The sequence below is a fragment of the Arthrobacter sp. D2-10 genome (assembly GCF_054161285.1).
The window spans coordinates 247,670-263,538 of the sequence record NZ_CP096431.1; the positions used below are offsets into that span (position 1 = coordinate 247,670).

General features: G+C 64.2%; 16 protein-coding genes. 5 read left to right on the forward strand and 11 right to left on the reverse strand.

Going from position 1 to position 15,869, the window contains the following annotated elements:
* The first annotated feature begins 6 nt into the window (after window positions 1–6).
* Entirely contained in the window at window positions 7–726 is a 720-nt protein-coding gene (locus M1D74_RS01305) for a FadR/GntR family transcriptional regulator (protein WP_309070724.1), read from the forward strand.
* Between the two features lie 9 nt (window positions 727–735).
* Window positions 736–999: a glutaredoxin family protein gene (locus M1D74_RS01310; protein ID WP_309070725.1), complete on the forward strand. Its 264-nt coding sequence runs from the start codon at window positions 736–738 to the stop codon at window positions 997–999.
* Between the two features lie 2 nt (window positions 1,000–1,001).
* Here M1D74_RS01310 and M1D74_RS01315 read toward each other — a convergent pair whose 3' ends face one another.
* From M1D74_RS01315 to M1D74_RS01335, 5 genes are all read right to left on the reverse strand, one after another.
* The gene (locus M1D74_RS01315) at window positions 1,002–1,403 is read right to left on the reverse strand and encodes a universal stress protein (protein WP_309070726.1); all 402 of its coding nucleotides are present in this window, start codon (window positions 1,401–1,403) and stop codon (window positions 1,002–1,004) included.
* An 8-nt stretch (window positions 1,404–1,411) separates the two neighbouring features.
* Window positions 1,412–2,929 carry a tripartite tricarboxylate transporter permease gene (locus M1D74_RS01320; protein WP_458116227.1) on the reverse strand — a complete coding sequence of 506 codons (1,518 nt, stop codon included), beginning with the start codon at window positions 2,927–2,929 and terminating at the stop codon, window positions 1,412–1,414.
* A 26-nt stretch (window positions 2,930–2,955) separates the two neighbouring features.
* Entirely contained in the window at window positions 2,956–3,516 is a 561-nt protein-coding gene (locus M1D74_RS01325) for a tripartite tricarboxylate transporter TctB family protein (RefSeq protein WP_458116228.1), read from the reverse strand.
* A 47-nt stretch (window positions 3,517–3,563) separates the two neighbouring features.
* Window positions 3,564–4,568, reverse strand: a complete 1,005-nt coding sequence (locus M1D74_RS01330) for a tripartite tricarboxylate transporter substrate binding protein (RefSeq protein ID WP_309070729.1) — start codon at window positions 4,566–4,568, stop codon at window positions 3,564–3,566.
* Between the two features lie 186 nt (window positions 4,569–4,754).
* A complete protein-coding gene (locus M1D74_RS01335) occupies window positions 4,755–5,675 on the reverse strand; it encodes a LysR family transcriptional regulator (protein ID WP_458116229.1) in 921 nt (306 codons plus the stop codon).
* 101 nt (window positions 5,676–5,776) lie between these two features.
* Here M1D74_RS01335 and M1D74_RS01340 point away from each other — a divergent pair, with 101 nt between their 5' ends.
* Complete coding sequence (locus tag M1D74_RS01340) at window positions 5,777–7,093, forward strand: enolase C-terminal domain-like protein (RefSeq protein ID WP_309124254.1); 1,317 nt, start codon at window positions 5,777–5,779, stop codon at window positions 7,091–7,093.
* Window positions 7,087–8,106 carry a 2-hydroxyacid dehydrogenase gene (locus tag M1D74_RS01345; RefSeq protein ID WP_458116230.1) on the forward strand — a complete coding sequence of 340 codons (1,020 nt, stop codon included), beginning with the start codon at window positions 7,087–7,089 and terminating at the stop codon, window positions 8,104–8,106. The genes M1D74_RS01340 and M1D74_RS01345 overlap by 7 nt, the downstream gene beginning before the upstream one ends.
* Window positions 8,107–8,113: 7 nt before the next feature.
* On the opposite strand, the gene M1D74_RS01350 is transcribed toward M1D74_RS01345, so the two are convergent.
* From M1D74_RS01350 to M1D74_RS01375, 6 genes are read right to left on the reverse strand one after another with little or no spacing between them, the layout of a single operon-like run.
* Window positions 8,114–8,836 (reverse strand): sulfite exporter TauE/SafE family protein, encoded by a 723-nt coding sequence (locus M1D74_RS01350; protein ID WP_458116231.1) that lies wholly within the window; start codon window positions 8,834–8,836, stop codon window positions 8,114–8,116.
* Entirely contained in the window at window positions 8,833–9,930 is a 1,098-nt protein-coding gene (locus M1D74_RS01355) for an ABC transporter ATP-binding protein (RefSeq protein WP_309124257.1), read from the reverse strand. The genes M1D74_RS01350 and M1D74_RS01355 overlap by 4 nt, the downstream gene beginning before the upstream one ends.
* The gene (locus M1D74_RS01360; protein WP_458116232.1) at window positions 9,927–10,970 is read right to left on the reverse strand and encodes an ABC transporter ATP-binding protein; all 1,044 of its coding nucleotides are present in this window, start codon (window positions 10,968–10,970) and stop codon (window positions 9,927–9,929) included. Before M1D74_RS01360 ends, M1D74_RS01355 begins: the two co-directional genes overlap by 4 nt.
* 2 nt (window positions 10,971–10,972) lie before the next feature.
* The gene (locus M1D74_RS01365) at window positions 10,973–11,959 is read right to left on the reverse strand and encodes an ABC transporter permease (protein WP_458116233.1); all 987 of its coding nucleotides are present in this window, start codon (window positions 11,957–11,959) and stop codon (window positions 10,973–10,975) included.
* 9 nt (window positions 11,960–11,968) lie between these two features.
* On the reverse strand, window positions 11,969–12,967 hold the full coding sequence (locus M1D74_RS01370) for an ABC transporter permease (RefSeq protein ID WP_458116234.1): 999 nt from the start codon (window positions 12,965–12,967) through the stop codon (window positions 11,969–11,971).
* A gap of 35 nt (window positions 12,968–13,002) precedes the next feature.
* The gene (locus M1D74_RS01375) at window positions 13,003–14,598 is read right to left on the reverse strand and encodes an ABC transporter substrate-binding protein (RefSeq protein WP_309071567.1); all 1,596 of its coding nucleotides are present in this window, start codon (window positions 14,596–14,598) and stop codon (window positions 13,003–13,005) included.
* 255 nt (window positions 14,599–14,853) lie between these two features.
* On the opposite strand from M1D74_RS01375, the gene M1D74_RS01380 reads away from it, so the two are divergent.
* Window positions 14,854–15,837, forward strand: coding sequence for a 2-hydroxyacid dehydrogenase (locus M1D74_RS01380; RefSeq protein ID WP_309071566.1), 984 nt, complete (start codon window positions 14,854–14,856; stop codon window positions 15,835–15,837).
* The last annotated feature ends 32 nt before the right edge of the window (window positions 15,838–15,869 follow it).

The following is a 15,869-nucleotide window of genomic DNA, read 5'->3' on the forward strand; positions in this document are numbered from 1 at the left end:
AAGAGCATGAAACAAACGCTGGCCGTCTCACTTGTCGACAGCCTCCGCCGTCGTATCGTCGACGGCACCATTCCCTCCGGCGAGAAGCTGCCCAGCGAAAGCGCGCTGATCAGCGAGTTCGGCGTCAGCCGCACCGTTGTCCGCGAGGCGGTGTCCCGCTTGCAGGCCGAGGGGCTGGTGCACACGCGTCGGGGGAGCGGCAGCTTCGCCCTGACGCCGCCGTCGGCTGATGAGGAACCAGCCGGTGGCATGCGCCGGCCTCGTACTCTCGAGGAGCGGCGTGCGCTACTGGCGTTCCGCACCGGCGTCGAGAGCGAGGCCGCCGCGCTTGCCGCGACCAACGCCGGGGCGGGAGCTGTTGCTGCCCTGGATGATGCCCTTGCCGCCTTCGACGCGGCCGGAAACCACGCGGCCACGGCGGTCTCCTGCGACTTCGCGTTCCACCGGGCAGTGGCGGAGGCCAGTGGGAACTTCTACTTCGTCGACGCGCTGCTGTCCCTGGGCCCGGCGATGATCGCCATGCCTCCGGAGCGTTTGGAACCAGCCGACGACGGCGGGCGGCCCGAGCGGCTGCGACGCGTCGCCCTTGAGCATGCTGCCGTGCGCAACGCCATTGCGGCGAAGGATCCGTTCACAGCCGCAGCGGCCATGCGCCTGCACCTGGCCAACTCGCGTGACCGGCTGGAGGGCACAATCTCCCGAGAGCAGTTCAAGCGCCGGACGTAGGATTGTTGCATGACTGCGAACCCAGAGATTATCCGCATGTACGGTGCTGACTGGTGCCGCGACTGCATCCGGACCAAGCGACAGCTCGACGAGCTCGGCATCGACTACCAGTACATCAACCTGGTCGACACCCCGGATGCGGCGGAGGACGCCCGGAAGATCTCTGGCCGGACGAACATCCCGGTGGTGGTGTACCCCGACGGCGCCCACCAGGTCGAGCCGACCAATCCCGAGGTTGAGGCAAAGCTCCGCGAGCTGAATCTGCTGGCGTAGTACTAGTCCTGTGCGGAAGGCTTGACGGCAAGAACCGGGCGGTCGGCCTGCAGGAGGATCCGCTGGGCGTGTGAGCCCATGATGAACTTGCCCACCTGTGACCGTTGACGGAGTCCGATGACGATCAGGGAGACGTTGTGCTCTGTGGCAAGCTCCAGGATCTCTTCCGCGAGGTCGTCCCTGTGGGAGGGGCGCAGCACGCGTGAGGGGATGCCGGCGTCGTCGGCGGTTGCCTGCAGGCGCTGCAGGTCCTCATCGCTCGCCACGGACTTGTCCACGCGCGAACCTTCGCGCACGGAGTTCACGATCAGGAGCTCCTCCTGGCGGAGTTTCGCTTCGCTGATGGCTGCTGCAACAGCCGCCTCACCGACGGGGGTGGGAACGTAGCCAACCATGATGCTCATAACTTCTCCTAGGAATCGGCGCTGACGCGGGCGTTGTGGCGCTGCTGGCGCTTTGCCAGAGCGGACTGGATCATGGGGCCCACTGCTACGAGGACGAAGATCGCCAGCAGCACGGCTGTAATGGGACGGGTGAAGAATCCGGAGACGTCGCCTTCAAGAACGAGAAGCGAACGGCGCAGGTTCGACTCCAGCAGCTCACCCAGTACAAACGCCAGCACCAGGGGACCGGGCTCGAAGCCAAACTTCTTCATGAGGTAGCCGAGTGCGCCGAAGAGCACCACGAGCAGGACGTCAAACATGGAGTTGCGGATGGTGAAAGCGCCGAGGATGGTGATGAGCGCAGTAATGGGCGCCAGGATGGCCCCCCGCACCCGCAGGATTTTAACGAACAGGCCGACGAGCGGAATGGACATGATCAGCAGCAGGATGTTGCCGATGTACATCGAGTTCACGACGCCCCAGAACAGTTCCGGGTCCTCGGAAATCAGCTGCGGACCGGGGGTGACGCCCTGGATGAGCAGCGCTCCGAAGATGATTGCCATGGTGGCGTTGGCCGGAATGCCCAGGGTCAGCAGTGGAATGAAAGAGCTCGTGGCCGCGGCGTTGTTGGCGGTTTCGGGGCCGGCGACGCCTTCCACCGCACCCTTTCCGAACCGTCCCGGCCGCTTGGCGCGCTTCTTCTCGACAGCGTAGGAAACCATCGAGGAGATCGTCGCACCGCCGCCGGGCAGGATGCCGAGGAAGAACCCGAGGACAGAACCGCGGGCGATCGCTCCGGAGGACTGACGGAGGTCCTTGCGGGAAGGCCAGACATTCGCGACCTTGGCTGGTGCGCTTGCCGCGCGGTGGCGCTCTTCGAGGTTGTACAGGATCTCGCCGACGCCGAAGAGACCCATCGCGATGGGGACGAAGTCGATGCCGTCCGCAAGGCTCAGGTTGCCGAAGGTGAACCGTTCAGCACCGGTGAAGACATCGCGGCCCACAGTCGCCAACAGAAGCCCGACGGCGGCGGCGATGAGCGCCTTGATCTTGGTTCCGCCGCTGATGGTTGAGACCAGCAGGATACCCACGAGCGCCAGTGCGGTGTACTCCGGTGGGCCGAAGTCGAGTGCGAAGCTTGCAACCAGGGGAGCGAGGAAAGTGAGGCCGATGATGGCGACAGTGCCGCCGATGAATGAGCCTATGGCCGCGATGCCCAGAGCGGTGCCGGCCCGGCCCTGCTTGGCCAGAACATAGCCGTCGAACACGGTGACTACCGAGCTTGCCTCACCGGGCAGGCGCAACAGGACTGAGGTGATCGTGCCGCCGTACTGCGCGCCGTAGAAGATGCCGGCAAGCATGATGATCGCGGTCACGGGCTCAATGCCATAGGTCAGCGGGAGCAGTATGGCTATGGTGGCTGCGGGCCCGAGGCCCGGCAGCACGCCGATGAGCATGCCAATGACCACGCCCATCAGGCAGTAGAGAAGGTTTTGCGGGACCAGTACGACGCCGAAACCGTCGAGGACCGGGTTCAAAAATTCCATGGCGAATCCTTTGTGCCTGGTGGCGCTTAGAGCAGGTGGGGGATCGATGTCCCCAGACCCAGGATGAAGATGGCGTAGAAGGCAACGACGACGAGCACCGAATAGAGCGTTGCCGCCCGCCAGGTTTCACCGCCGAGGAACTTCATCCAGATGAAGCACAGGAGCAGTGCCGGAATCTCGAAGCCGATGACCGGCATCAGCCAGACCATGCCCAGCAGGGTCACGAAGCCAAAGCCTGCCATGCGGGACAGGGGCGAGAACTTCTCGCCGTCCAGGCCCCCGCGGCGGCCGATAACCAGCTGCGCGAGGGCGAGGACGGCGATGATCAGGCTGATGATGAACGGCCATGTGCCGGGGCGTGGCTGCCCGGGCGTCCCGAGGCCGAGACCAAGAGCGATCAGCATGCCTGCAACGCCGACGCCGGCCGCCACCAGTGAGGCGGCCAGATTGGCGATTGCACCGGAAGGCGGCGCAGCGTCGGCCGCCCATTCGGCGGCTAGTTCTTCCGGCGTCAGGTCCGGCAGATCGATGGCGCTTTCGAAATCCGTCGGGGCCGTGTGGGCCTGATCGTCACGCTTCCGATTCATGGCAGTGCTCATTTCGACTGATGTTCTCGACCGGGCAGGATGACCTATTACTCGCCTGCGAGCGAGATGTCGTATTCCTCTACCAGCGCCTTGTACTGCTCAGCGAGGGCGTTCCACTCTTCGACGACCTCTTCACCGGAGACTTCCCACGGCGCGAGGATGTTCTCCTCGTTGAAGGTCTGGTAAGCCTCGGTGCCCTGGGTTGCCTCGACGGACTCCACCAGACGGGCCTTTGCGTCCTCCGACAATCCCTTTGGTGCGGCGAGGGCGCGGTACTGCGAGACCGGAACCTCGTAGCCCTCTTCGATAGCGGTGGGTACGTCAGACAGGAACTCGCTGCGCTCCTTGGCGAACGTGACGATGGGGGTAACGGTGCCGGCTTCGATCTGCGGGAGAGCCTCGCCGAGCTGGATGGTAGCGACGTCGACCTGGTTGCCCATGACGGCGGTCAGGGCCGGTGATCCCGAATCGAAAGGTACAGCGGTTCCCTCGATCTCAGCCTGCGCGAACAGTACTGCCTGCGCGAGCTGGGAGCCGGTGCCGACGCCGGTCGTGCCGAAGTTCAGGTTGCCGCTGGCTCCCTTGATGTCCTCGAGCGACTCATAGCCGGACTCCTTGCTGGCGACGAGTACGTAGTCATCCTGGGAAAGCCCCGCGATCACATCGAGGTTGTCGAGGTTCACGGCTTCATCTTCGCCGACGGCGAGCGGCGTAATGGTGATCAGAGATGCGTTCAGGAGAATAAGGTTCTGTCCGTCCGGCTCCATGCCGGCGACTTCCTGTGTAGCCAGGGCGCCATTGGCGCCGGCCTTATTGACCACCGGTACTGCAACCCCGAGGTCTTCTGCCATGCCTTCGGCCATAGCGCGGGCGATCCGGTCAGTAGAACCACCGGCGTCCTGACCAACGGTGATGGTGACGGGGCCGCTGGGGAATTCTTCGGTGGATTCAGCGCTGCCGCCGCCGACGTTTCCACCGCAGGCCGACAGGGCAAGTACACCGACAGCTGCAGTGGTTGCGGTCAGCACGCGGCGGGTAAAGGATGCTTTCACGAGTTGGTACTCCTCATTCAGGAACGGCGATGTTCGACTCAGTGGGGTTTGTGCGGGATGTGATGGCACTCACGTCCCGACCCTGAGAAGACTTTACGGAGGGGCAGTGATGCATGTCCAAGCCCACTAATGCATGGAGTGATGCTCCCAGAGCATCAACTTCAGGAGGGCGAGATGGGAGATGCCCTAGGCGTCCGCCCGGGTCTCCTGGTCCGAATCCTCAAGAATTACCCGTAGCAGCCGGAGCACCGCGGGGTTGGTGCTGGACTCGCCCCAGGCCACGTGCAAGTCTGCCCGGTTCAGATCAGCAAGGCCGGCCTGACCTCGGAGCTCCTCGAACTGCACCCCGGAGGGGGCAAACTCCTTCGAGGATGCCGGCACCAGAGTGACTCCCAGTCCCGCTGCCACGAAAGCGAGTAGGGCGGGCACCTGACTGGCAAACTGAGTGACTTTGGGGTGGATCGATGCACTCTCATAGAGCCGCATCACCAGGTCGTAGAAGTAACGGGCTTCGGCGGTGGAATACATCATGAGCGGAAGCCCGTCCAGCTGCTTCAGGGAGACTCCGTTACCCGTCGCGAGTTCATGGCCCTCCGGCAACGCCGCCACCAGTCGGTCTTCCAGAAAAGGACGGGTAACCACGCCGGGACGGGCGACGATGGGGCGAAGCAGTCCAATATCTATCGATCCCCTCGTGATCGAGTCCAACTGGTCGACTGAGACCGCTTCACGTAGGACAAAGGAGACTCCAGCCATGTGCGCTCCGGCCTTCCGAAGGATTCCAGGCAGGGCTACCTGACCCGCGATTGCGGTGTAGCCAATCACAATCGTGCCGGCATCGCCCGAGGACACGCGCCGAACTTCGAGAGATGTCTTGTTGCAGAGGTCGAGCACGCTACGGGCAGCGGGCAGTAGGACCTTCCCGGCGGCCGTCAGCTCAACTTTCCTGCTGCTGCGCTCGAACAACTGCGCGTCGAGTTCCCGCTCAAGCAGCTGAATCTGCCGGCTAAGTGGAGGCTGGGTCATATTGAGGCGTGCGGCGGCAGCGCCGAAGTGCAACTCCTCAGCAACTGCAACGAACGACTCCAGCTGAATCAGGGAGAACATGGATTCACTCCTTGCATGGTTTCGTGCACATTTTAGCTTGGACAGCATGAATGCTGCCGTCTAGCGTGAGAGGAATTCACGGCCGCTCTGAAAGGACCCCTATGTCGGCCTCTCCAGAAACCCAGCTTCAGCACATCTCCACACACACCGGTCAGATGACCATCACAGGTGTGACGGTCACGCCGGTTGCCTTCGTCGATCCGCCACTCCTCAATACGGTGGGTGTCCACGAACCCTTCGCGCTGAGGGCGATCCTCCAAGTACATACCGACGCCGGTATCACCGGTCTTGGTGAGACCTATGGCGACGCTGGCCACCTGGCCCGTCTCAGTAGGGCCGCAGCAGCGGTCACCGGAGCTGATCCTTTCAATATCAACGACCTTCGCATCCGGATCACCCGAGCGCTGGCAACCGACAAGACGCAGGGCGGCCACGGGATGAGCGGTATGGTCACCGGCTCCTCCACAGCGGACCGAGTGCTTTCCCCGTTCGACGTTGCTGCACTCGATATCCAGGGCAAAGCCCTCGGATTACCGGTCAGTGCACTGCTGGGAGGTGCAGTCCGCGATACTGTCCCGTTCAGCGGCTACCTGTTCTACAAGTGGGCGGGGCATCCAGGACAGTCCGACGACGGCTGGGGTCCGGCGCTGGATGCCGACGGCATCGTTGCGCAGGCACAGCGCATGGTGGCCGACTACCGGTTCGGTGCACTCAAGCTCAAAGGCGGAGTGTTTGCCCCGGACGAGGAAGCCGCCGCTATCGAGGCACTCCGCGCTGAATTCCCCGATATGCCGCTGCGCATCGACCCCAACGGCGCGTGGACCGTGGAGACGTCAGTCCGGATAGGTCGAAGATTGGAGGGCGTCCTTGAGTATCTCGAAGACCCCACTCCCGGAATCGAAGGCATGGCCGAGGTCCGCCGCGGTGTAGACCTGCCGCTCGCCACCAATATGTGCGTAGTCAGCTTTAATGACGTTCCTCCGGCGGTTGCGGCCGGAGCCGTTGACGTCGTGCTGTCGGACCACCATTTCTGGGGCGGGCTGCGCCGGTCACAGGCCCTGGCTGGAATCGCGGAGACTTTCGGACTGGGGCTCTCCATGCACTCCAACTCGCATCTCGGCATCAGCCTCGCGGCGATGGTGCACCTCGCTTCGGCTACTCCGAATCTGGATTATGCGTGTGACACACACTGGCCGTGGAAACGTGACGACGAGGACGTCGTCCTTCCCGGATCCCTCTCGTTCGAGGACGGCGCGGTTGCTGTGCCGACGGCGCCCGGCCTCGGCGTGGAACTTGACCCGGATGCCCTGGAACGGCTGCACCGGCAGTACCTGGACAGCGGCCTCACCGAACGCGACGACACCGGGTACATGCGGCGGATCCACCCCGGGTACGAGTTCAAGAGCCCGCGGTGGTGACGACCGAAGCGGGGGAGTGCAACCAGCTTCAGCGCCTTCCCGTATTGGACGTGGTGGTCACTGACCCGATCATCTCGCGCTTCGCCGACAGATTGATGACTGGTGCACCGGATCACCGCTGGCATTTCGTAGCTGATGCGGCTCCGGAGGAAAGCCTTCCCGCAATGACCACCGCCGACGTCGTTGTTTGTTCACGGCTGGACTCCCGGCAGGCCGCAGCCTGCGGCGCTCGCCTGGTTCAGGTCACCGGTGCGGGACTCGACCGGGTTGCTGTCGGCGCTCTGCCGGCGGAGACGGCGGTCACGAACACCTTCCACCACGAACGGCCCATCGCGGAGCACGTGCTCATGTGTATCCTCGCGCTCACCCGCAGGCTTCCAAGTGTCAGCGGTGAGTTGCGGCACGGGACCTGGCGGACCATCGCCACTGATGGGCATGTGCCGTTGCACCGCACACTGGACACCATGACGCTTGGCCTCGTGGGATTCGGCGGAATCGGCAGTGCTACCGCGAGCCTGGCCCATGCTGTGGGAATGGAGGTGGTGGCGGTTCGCAACCGCCCGGACGTCCCTGTGCCGGACGGCACCTGCCCGCGCTGGGTAGGGGGAATCTCGGAACTGCCGCGCCTGCTGGCGGAGTCCGACGTCGTTGTCATCACCGTTCCGCTCTCGCCCGCGACTGAGGGGATGATCGGATCTGCCGAACTGGCGGCGATGCGGGAGGATGCACTGCTGATCAACGTCGCGCGCGGCCCGGTGGTAGACCAGTCCGCGCTGTACGCGGCTCTGAGGGATGGCAGCATCGGAGGCGCCGCAATCGACGTATGGTGGGGCGCTCCGGAGAGCGGACGCACCCCGCCCGCGGATTTCCCTTTCGCGGACCTTCCCAACGTCCTGGCCACGCCGCACTACTCGGGGCACGCGCGCTCCACATTCGAACTGCGAGCCGATGACATCGCCGAGAACGTGAACCGGCTGGCTCAGGGCCAAGCCTTGAGCAATCGGGTCCGTTAGCCCAGGATCAGCCGCCGACCGCGAGACGGACGATCAGAAGCACGGCCCCGCCGGAAGCGGCCGCCAGTGCTACACGCCGCAGCCGCCTGGCGTCCAGAAACCGGTTGAGTAGCCGTGAAACTGCAAAGCCCAGGAGCACGACCGGTGCGAGCCAGAGGAAAGCAGTCAGGGTTGTCGTGGTCACGGCGCCGGCCACAGTGAGCAGAAGGACCGACACGATCGACCCGACGAGGAAAAAGGCGCTCATGGTTGCGCGCAGGCGGGCCGGTGGCTGGCCCTGCCAGACAATGGCCATCGGCGCTCCGCCGATCGCGGTTGCAGTGCCCATGATGCCGGAGAGGCCGCCTGCGGTGATCAGAGCCGGGCGGGTGGGAGCCGGGCGCCAGCCCAGGTAGGCCGACCCGACGCCGATCAGGACGCTGGCTGCAACCAGCCAGGACAGGGCGGCCGTGGACATGGCGACGGCCAGCCACGCCCCGAGAACACTTCCAGGAATCCTGCCGACGAGCGCCCACGCCGCGCCCCGAAGGTCGAGCGAAGCCCGGTCGCGGATGGTCACCAACAGGGTCGCCAGGCACGCCAGGAGGACTACCAGCGCCGGCAGCAGATCCGGAGCAATGAGGGCGATGACTGGAGCGGCGATCAGGCCGGCGCCGAAGCCTATGGATCCCTGGATGGCGGTGGCGGCACAGACCGCCACCGCCAGGATCACATAATCCGCAGGACTCACTTACCGGCCGGGGCAGGCGTCAGTCCAGCTTCGGCTGTGTCAGCAAGGGGAAAATGGCACTCGGCAGCGTGCAGGGCGTCGGTGCCTGTCCGCCGCTGCGGCAGGCCAAGGGACACCCGCCCGGCATCCGCCGCAGTCTGTGCCGGCGGCGCCTCGCGGGCACAGATGTCCTGTGCCTTCCAGCAGCGGGTACGGAAACGGCAGCCCGACGGCGGATCCAACGGGGACGGGAGCTCTCCCCTGAGGACGATCCGCTCGGCGGGACGGTCCGCGGGGTTCAACTTGGGCGACGCCGACATCAGCGCTGCGGTGTACGGATGCAGCGGTCGTTCGAAGACATCGCTGGTAATGCCCGTTTCGATGATCCTGCCCAGATACATGACAGCGACCCGGTCGGTGACGTGGCGTACCACTGACAGATCGTGGGAGATGAAGATATAGCTGACACCGAGTTTGTCCTGCAGCTCATTGAGCAGGTTCAGGACCTGCGCCTGTACCGACAGGTCCAAAGCCGATACCGGTTCGTCCAGAATGACCAGCTCAGGATTCAGGGCAAGCGCGCGGGCAATGCCGATCCGCTGACGCTGCCCGCCGGAGAATTCCTGCGGAGACTTCTTCGCATCGGAGACCCGCAGGCCGACGAGTTCCAACAGCTCATGCAGGCGAGCCTCACGTTCCCGCGGCGAGCGGAACAGATCGCGGTGCGTGGCCCACGGCTCAGCGATGATGTCGCCGGCCGTCATCCGTGCATTCAGTGATGCGAAGGGGTCCTGGAACACCATCTGGACCCGGCGGCGCCAGGCCAGCAGCTCTTTGCCTCGAAGGCTGAACGGGTCCTTGCCATCGAAAGTCACGGTGCCGCCGTCGGGCTTTTCGAGCAGCATCAGTGTCCGCGCCAGGGTGGACTTCCCACAGCCGGACTCGCCCACCAGACCAAGCGTTTCACCGCGGCCGACGGAGAGGTTGATGCCGTCCAGCGCCCTCAGCTCGTTGCTGCCTGAACCGCTGCCGGGAACGTGGAAGATCTTGGTGACGTCGCGGACCTCAAGGGCAGTGGTGCCGTGTTCGTGTGTCCGCTCAAGCTGTGCGGTCATGACTTGGTCTCCTGTAGGGGTATCCGGGAATCGAGGAGCTCCGAGAAATGGCACGCTGCGGCGCGGCCGGGGCCGGTTTCACGAAGAGCGGGCCGTTCGGCGCGGCAGATCTCCCGGGCCAGCGGGCAACGATCCTGGTAGACGCAGCCCGGTGGGATGTTCTTCAGTTCGGGCGGACTTCCCGGGATCGAGGAGAGCGTGGCACCGCGTTCCGCGTCGGTAGGAACAGACTCGAGCAAGCCCTTCGTGTATGGGTGACGAGGGTTCGCGAAAACTTCCTCCACTGCACCAGATTCCACCACGTTGCCCGCGTACATGACGCAGACGGTGTCGGCTTCCTCGGCGACCACGGCCAGATCGTGGGTGATGAGCACAACTGCCATGTCCTCTTCTTCGCGCAATCGGCGCAGCAGGTCCATGATCTGTGCCTGCACGGTGACGTCGAGCGCCGTCGTCGGCTCATCCGCGATGAGCAAGCGAGGACTGAGCGCTACCGCCGTCGCAATGAGGATGCGCTGGCGCATGCCGCCCGAGAACTGGTGCGGGTAAGAATCGACTCGCGACTCCGGCCGGGGGATGCCCACCCGCTCCATCAGCGCGATAGCCTCCTTCCGCGCATCGGCGGCGGAGAGACCGCGGTGAATCCTGAACGATTCACCGATCTGCACTCCCACCGGGTAGACCGGGTTCAATGCCGTGAGAGCGTCCTGGAACACAATGCCCAGCTCAGCACCGGCGATCTTGCGCCGCTGCTTGGCGCCCATGCCGGCAAGTTCCTTGCCTTCCAACTGCATGGAGCCTCCCGCGACGTGCGCCACGGGGTCCAAAAGTCCGGCAATGGCCTTGGCGGTCATCGACTTGCCGCAGCCTGATTCACCGAGCAGTGCCAGGGTCTGTCCAGCCCGGGCAACGAATCCGGCCGAACTGACGGCCCGCACAGTTCCGAAGGGGGTGCGGATGTCAACGTCGAGTCCTTCCACCCGCAGCACTACGGGATGGGAATTCTCGGATGGGGGGACTGCTTGTGTAGTTTCAGTCATGGTCACTTGGACTCCTTGGCAGCAAGGCGGGTCACGAATTTTCTACGTCCCGGCAGTGCAAGCCGCCAGCGCTGTCCCGGATCGGTTGCGATGCGCAGCCAGGCGGCGAGCATGTTGGCTGCGATCGCGGTGATCACGATGGCAACGCCCGGGAAGATGGACAGCCACCAGGCCGTCTGCAGGTACTGCCGGCCCTGGGCCACCATCAGGCCCCAGCTGACATCCGGCGGTTGGATGCCGATGCCCAGGAAGGACAACGACGACTCGGCAAGCATCACGTAGCAGAACTCGAGCGTGGCCAGCGTGAGCAGGGTGGGAGTGACCACCGGAATGACGTGGCGACGGATGATCGCGTTCGGCTTTGCACCGAAGGTCCGTGCCGCGTCGACGAAGGTTCGGCTCTGCAGCTCAGCCGATTCCGCCCGGGCGGTCCTGAGGTAGATCGGGATTCGGGTTAGCGCCAGGATCAGGACGATGTTAGCGATGGAGGGGTTGAAGACATAGAGCACGACGACGGCCAGCAGCAGCGAGGGGAAGCTCATGATCACATCGGCAATGCGCATTGAGACGTTCTCCCGCCAGCCCCGGTGATATCCCGCCCAGATACCCCACAGCGAACCGATCAGCAGGGCGACAGCCACGGCGGGAATCGCGACCAGCATGGTGGTCCTCGTCGCGACAACCAGCCGGGCCAGAACGGAACGTCCCAACGAGTCTGAGCCGAGGATGTACTCCCAACCGTTGGCCGGGACGAACGGAGCCTTGTTGGCGAACAACAGGTTCTGGCGCGTGGCCAGTTCCCCCATCAGCATCGGCCCGAAGACTGCCGTAGCCAGCACGATCAACAGGATGACGGCACCCACGGAAGCGAATTTGTCGCGCAGCAGCATGCGCAGCATGCTCGGGTGGTTGTTCTTGGCGGCCGTGGGCCTGCGCTTGGCCTGCCGGCCGCCGTCGGGACCGGGCCCGGTGTGCGAAGTATCGATCATCGGATTCTCCTAGGCCTGGGCGGTCGCGGTTGGTGTTGGATCAGCGGGGGTGACCGGCTTCTCGGGTGTTCTCTTCCGCCGGAACCTCGCGCTCGCTGGGCGGACTCGAGGGTCAAGCAGCGCATAGGCCAGATCGATCAGGATGTTCAGCACGAAGATGGCGATCGCGGTCAGCAGGACCGCAGCCTGCAGGACCGCAAAGTCGCGCTGCAGGATCGAGTCGATCATCAGCTTTCCGATTCCGGGCCAGCCGAAAATGGTTTCGACGACGACGGCGCCGTTGATCAGACCGACCGTCAGGTCGCCGGCCACAGTCAAGGCCGGGGCGGCCGCGTTGCGCAGGGCATGCCGCGTGATCACCCTCTTCTGCGACGCTCCCTTGCTGCGGGCCAGTTTGATGTAGGGCTCGGACAGGGCGGAGACCATCGCGCCGCGGACTACCTGAACGAGCGCTCCGAAGGGGCGCATCATCAGCGTAGCTATGGGCAGTATCCAGGACGCCGAACTGCCGACGCCGGAGGTGGGCAACCAACCGAGGCTGATTGCGAAGATCCAGATGCCGACGATCGCCAACCAGAAGTCCGGGATCGACGCCGCGGCCATAGACACGAAGCTGGCGATACGGTCCGCTATGCCGTTGGGCTTGAGCGCTGCCCAGCTGCCGACAATGACGGCCAGGACGATGGCCAGGATCATTGTGGTCAAGGCCAGCTGGAGAGTGGCCGGGAAAGCCCGCAGCGCCATGGCGGCCGCGGACTCTCCCGTCCGGAGGGAGGTGCCGAAGTCCAGTTGCAGGACTCCGCCGAAGTAATCGACCATCTGGGCCCACAGCGGTTGGTCGAGGCCGTTTCGGGTAGCGAAGTCCTCCCGCATCTGCTCGGTTGCATTCAGCGGCAGGTACAGGCTCGCCGGGTTGCCGGTCATTCTCGCCAGGGCGAAGACTCCGATGACGACGACCACCAGCGGCAGTGCACTGGAAACGATTCGTTTCCTGAGATAGGTCAGCATGGCTCCCTCTCCTATTCCACTCTTCGGATTGGGCGCTACTGAGCAGGCTTGATCTCGGCCAGTCGAAGCTCGTCGCCGGTGGACGAATTCGGCTCGTAGTTGATGTTCTCGGCCTTCCCGATCATGCCGGTCTGATGCATGATGTGCGCGAACTGGACGATCTCTTCGTTCTGGTAGGCGAAGATTTCCTCGAAGGCACTCTGGCGTTCGTCACCGGTAGCGGCGTTCGCCTCTTCGATCATGGCGTCCAACTCAGGGGTGCCGAATGCGCTTTGCGCGCCGTCGGTTTCCATGTACTGGCCCACGGTGAAGGCGGCGTCACCGGCCTGGTTGCCGTGCTGGGTCATGTGCAGGATGGCGCCTTCGTCCTCGACGAACGGACGGACCTGGTACTGCAGGTGCTGGCTGGTTTCCAGCAGCTTCAACTCGACATTGAGCCCGGCCTGGGTCAGCTGCTCCTGGAGCACCTGGCCGAGTTCCTCGATCTTCGGGAACTGTGCGTTGCGGACGATCAGGCTGATCGGTGCACTGGTGTCGACGCCGTCGGCCTTCGCTTCCTCGACCAGGGACTTCGCCTGTTCCAGATCGAACGGCCAGCCCTCAAGCCCGGTGTTGTGGCCAACGATGCCTTCGGGCACCAGCTGTGCTGCAACCTTCTCCCTGCCTGCGTACAGGCTCGCCACGATGCCTTCCTTGTCGATTGCGTAGTTGACAGCCTGACGTACCCGGATGTCGTCAAAGGGCGGCTTGTCGGTGTGCATGCGCAGCGCGACTGTTTCGTTGTTGGGGTAGGGGACGCCGAGGTCGCCGATCTGGTCCTCGGGGGCGAGGCCCATGGCGATATCTGCCTCGCCGGACGTAATCATCGCCGCGCGGACCGTGCCCTCGTCACGCCACTGGTACTCAGCCTTGGGGAAGGCAGGCTTCTCACCCCAGTAGCCGTCATACGCCGACACTGTGATCTTCTGGCCGGCCTGCCACTCGTCCAGCTTGTATGGGCCGGTGCCGATCGGCTCGCGGACCTTCTCGGTATCCGAGGTCTCACTCGGGACGACCTCCAGGAAGGAGATTCGCAGGGGCAGGATGGGGTCGGCGCCGGCGGTGGTGACCGTCAGCGTGGTGTCGTCGACAACCTCGACGGTGAGGTCGTCATCACCGAACACGTAACCCTCGACGTTGCAGCCGAGCTCTGAGTTAACGGCGCGTTCGATGGTGTGCGCAGCATCCTCGGCGGTGAAGTCGCTGCCGTCGTGGAAGGTCACGCCTTCCCGCAGCTTGAAAGTCCAGGTGGTGTCATCCTCCGAGCTCCACTCGGTGGCCAGCTTCGGCTCAAGCTCACCGGAGCTGGGGTTGCGTTCCACCAGGGGCTCGGTGATGGTGGAGCGATCGACGACGCCGGTGCTCGTCAGGTTCGATTCGCAGGGCTCCAGCGTGGGCGGCTCCTGCTGTAGGACGACCCGCAGGGTATCCGAGGCTGCATTGGCGTCTCCTTCGGCGTTGTCGGAGTTGGCCACCGCACATCCGCTCAGCAGCATGGTGCTGCCTACTGTTGCAGATGTCAGGGCGAGGGCCAGACGGCGCCTGGTTGAGCCTGTCTTGTCAGTGGACCCGAAGGTGGGTTCAAACGTCATTGTTTCCTCCGCAGGAGCGAGTGATGAATACCGGAGCGAGTGCTCGAACGTAGCCGGCAGACTCAGCATGTGATTGGCATCACGGGCCGTCAAGCAGTGATACCTATGTGAAGAGCCCCTCCACGAAGGGAAATGGACGGTGCAGGACCGCAGAACCGCACCAGTACGCGGGAAATAGGGATCCATGCCTCAGAGGTATCGATCCATCCAAATTGCGTGTTGGACCGGAATGAACGGTTTCCCTACTGTCACTGCATGACCACCGACACAGCCGAGCAGTCTGAGCATCCCCCCGCAGCCAACGGCGAGCACATCCTTCAGGTAGGGCCGGTAAACCCGACCGTTGCCTCGGCGCTCGCCGAGGAGTTTGGTGCGTTGCGCCTGCCGGATGGTCCCCAGCGCGACGCCTTTCTGGCCGACTACGCCGAGGGAATCCGCATTGCAGTGTGCTCCGGCCGCTATGGTGTGGACTCGGACCTCATGCGCAGACTTCCGAACCTCGAAGTGGTGGTGAACTTCGGCGTGGGCTACGACGCCACCGACGTCGCCCAAGCCAAGGAACGCGGCATCTCCATCAGTAATACTCCGGACGTACTGACCGAATGCGTGGCAGACACCGCCCTGGCCCTCTACCTGGACGTGTTGCGACAGACGAGCGCCGCCGACCGCTTCGTGCGAGGCGGCGGTTGGGAGTCCGGCTCGTCCTACCCACTGACGACGAGAGCCTCCGGCAAGAAGGTCGGCATTCTCGGACTGGGTCGTATCGGCAAGGCAATCGCGGCGCGACTCGAAGCCTTCGGCTGCGAAATCCACTACCACAACCGGCGACCTGTCGAGGGACTGGACTACACGTACCATCCGTCGCCCAGCGAGCTGGCCGGGGCGGTAGAGGTTCTGGTGATTGCTGCGGCGGGCGGACCAGACTCCGTAGGCCTCGTGGACGCCGAGGTCCTGGCTGAGCTGGGGCAGGGTGGTTTCCTGATCAATATCGCCCGCGGAACCGTTGTCGATGAGCGGGCGCTGGTCTCCGCGCTTTCCGAAGGTCGCCTGGCAGGAGCGGGATTGGATGTGTTCGAGTCCGAACCGCATGTTCCTGCCGAACTGAGGCAACTCGAAAATGTCGTCCTGCTGCCGCATGTGGGAAGCGGTACCCGCGAGACACGTGCGGCCATGGCTGAACTGACGCTTCAGAACCTGCGCAGCTACCTGCAGGACTCAACGCTGGTCACGCCCATCTAGCCCTCGTCCGGAATAACCGTCCACAGGTATGC

Coding starts and splice junctions, on each gene's coding strand:
- M1D74_RS01305 (WP_309070724.1), top strand. CDS start 7: ATGAAACAAACGCTGGCCGTCTCACTTGTCGACAGCCTCCGCCGTCGT.
- M1D74_RS01310 (WP_309070725.1), top strand. CDS start 736: ATGACTGCGAACCCAGAGATTATCCGCATGTACGGTGCTGACTGGTGC.
- M1D74_RS01315 (WP_309070726.1), bottom strand. CDS start 1,403: ATGAGCATCATGGTTGGCTACGTTCCCACCCCCGTCGGTGAGGCGGCT.
- M1D74_RS01320 (WP_458116227.1), bottom strand. CDS start 2,929: ATGGAATTTTTGAACCCGGTCCTCGACGGTTTCGGCGTCGTACTGGTC.
- M1D74_RS01325 (WP_458116228.1), bottom strand. CDS start 3,516: ATGAATCGGAAGCGTGACGATCAGGCCCACACGGCCCCGACGGATTTC.
- M1D74_RS01335 (WP_458116229.1), bottom strand. CDS start 5,675: ATGTTCTCCCTGATTCAGCTGGAGTCGTTCGTTGCAGTTGCTGAGGAG.
- M1D74_RS01340 (WP_309124254.1), top strand. CDS start 5,777: ATGTCGGCCTCTCCAGAAACCCAGCTTCAGCACATCTCCACACACACC.
- M1D74_RS01355 (WP_309124257.1), bottom strand. CDS start 9,930: ATGACCGCACAGCTTGAGCGGACACACGAACACGGCACCACTGCCCTT.
- M1D74_RS01360 (WP_458116232.1), bottom strand. CDS start 10,970: ATGACTGAAACTACACAAGCAGTCCCCCCATCCGAGAATTCCCATCCC.
- M1D74_RS01365 (WP_458116233.1), bottom strand. CDS start 11,959: ATGATCGATACTTCGCACACCGGGCCCGGTCCCGACGGCGGCCGGCAG.
- M1D74_RS01370 (WP_458116234.1), bottom strand. CDS start 12,967: ATGCTGACCTATCTCAGGAAACGAATCGTTTCCAGTGCACTGCCGCTG.
- M1D74_RS01375 (WP_309071567.1), bottom strand. CDS start 14,598: ATGACGTTTGAACCCACCTTCGGGTCCACTGACAAGACAGGCTCAACC.
- M1D74_RS01380 (WP_309071566.1), top strand. CDS start 14,854: ATGACCACCGACACAGCCGAGCAGTCTGAGCATCCCCCCGCAGCCAAC.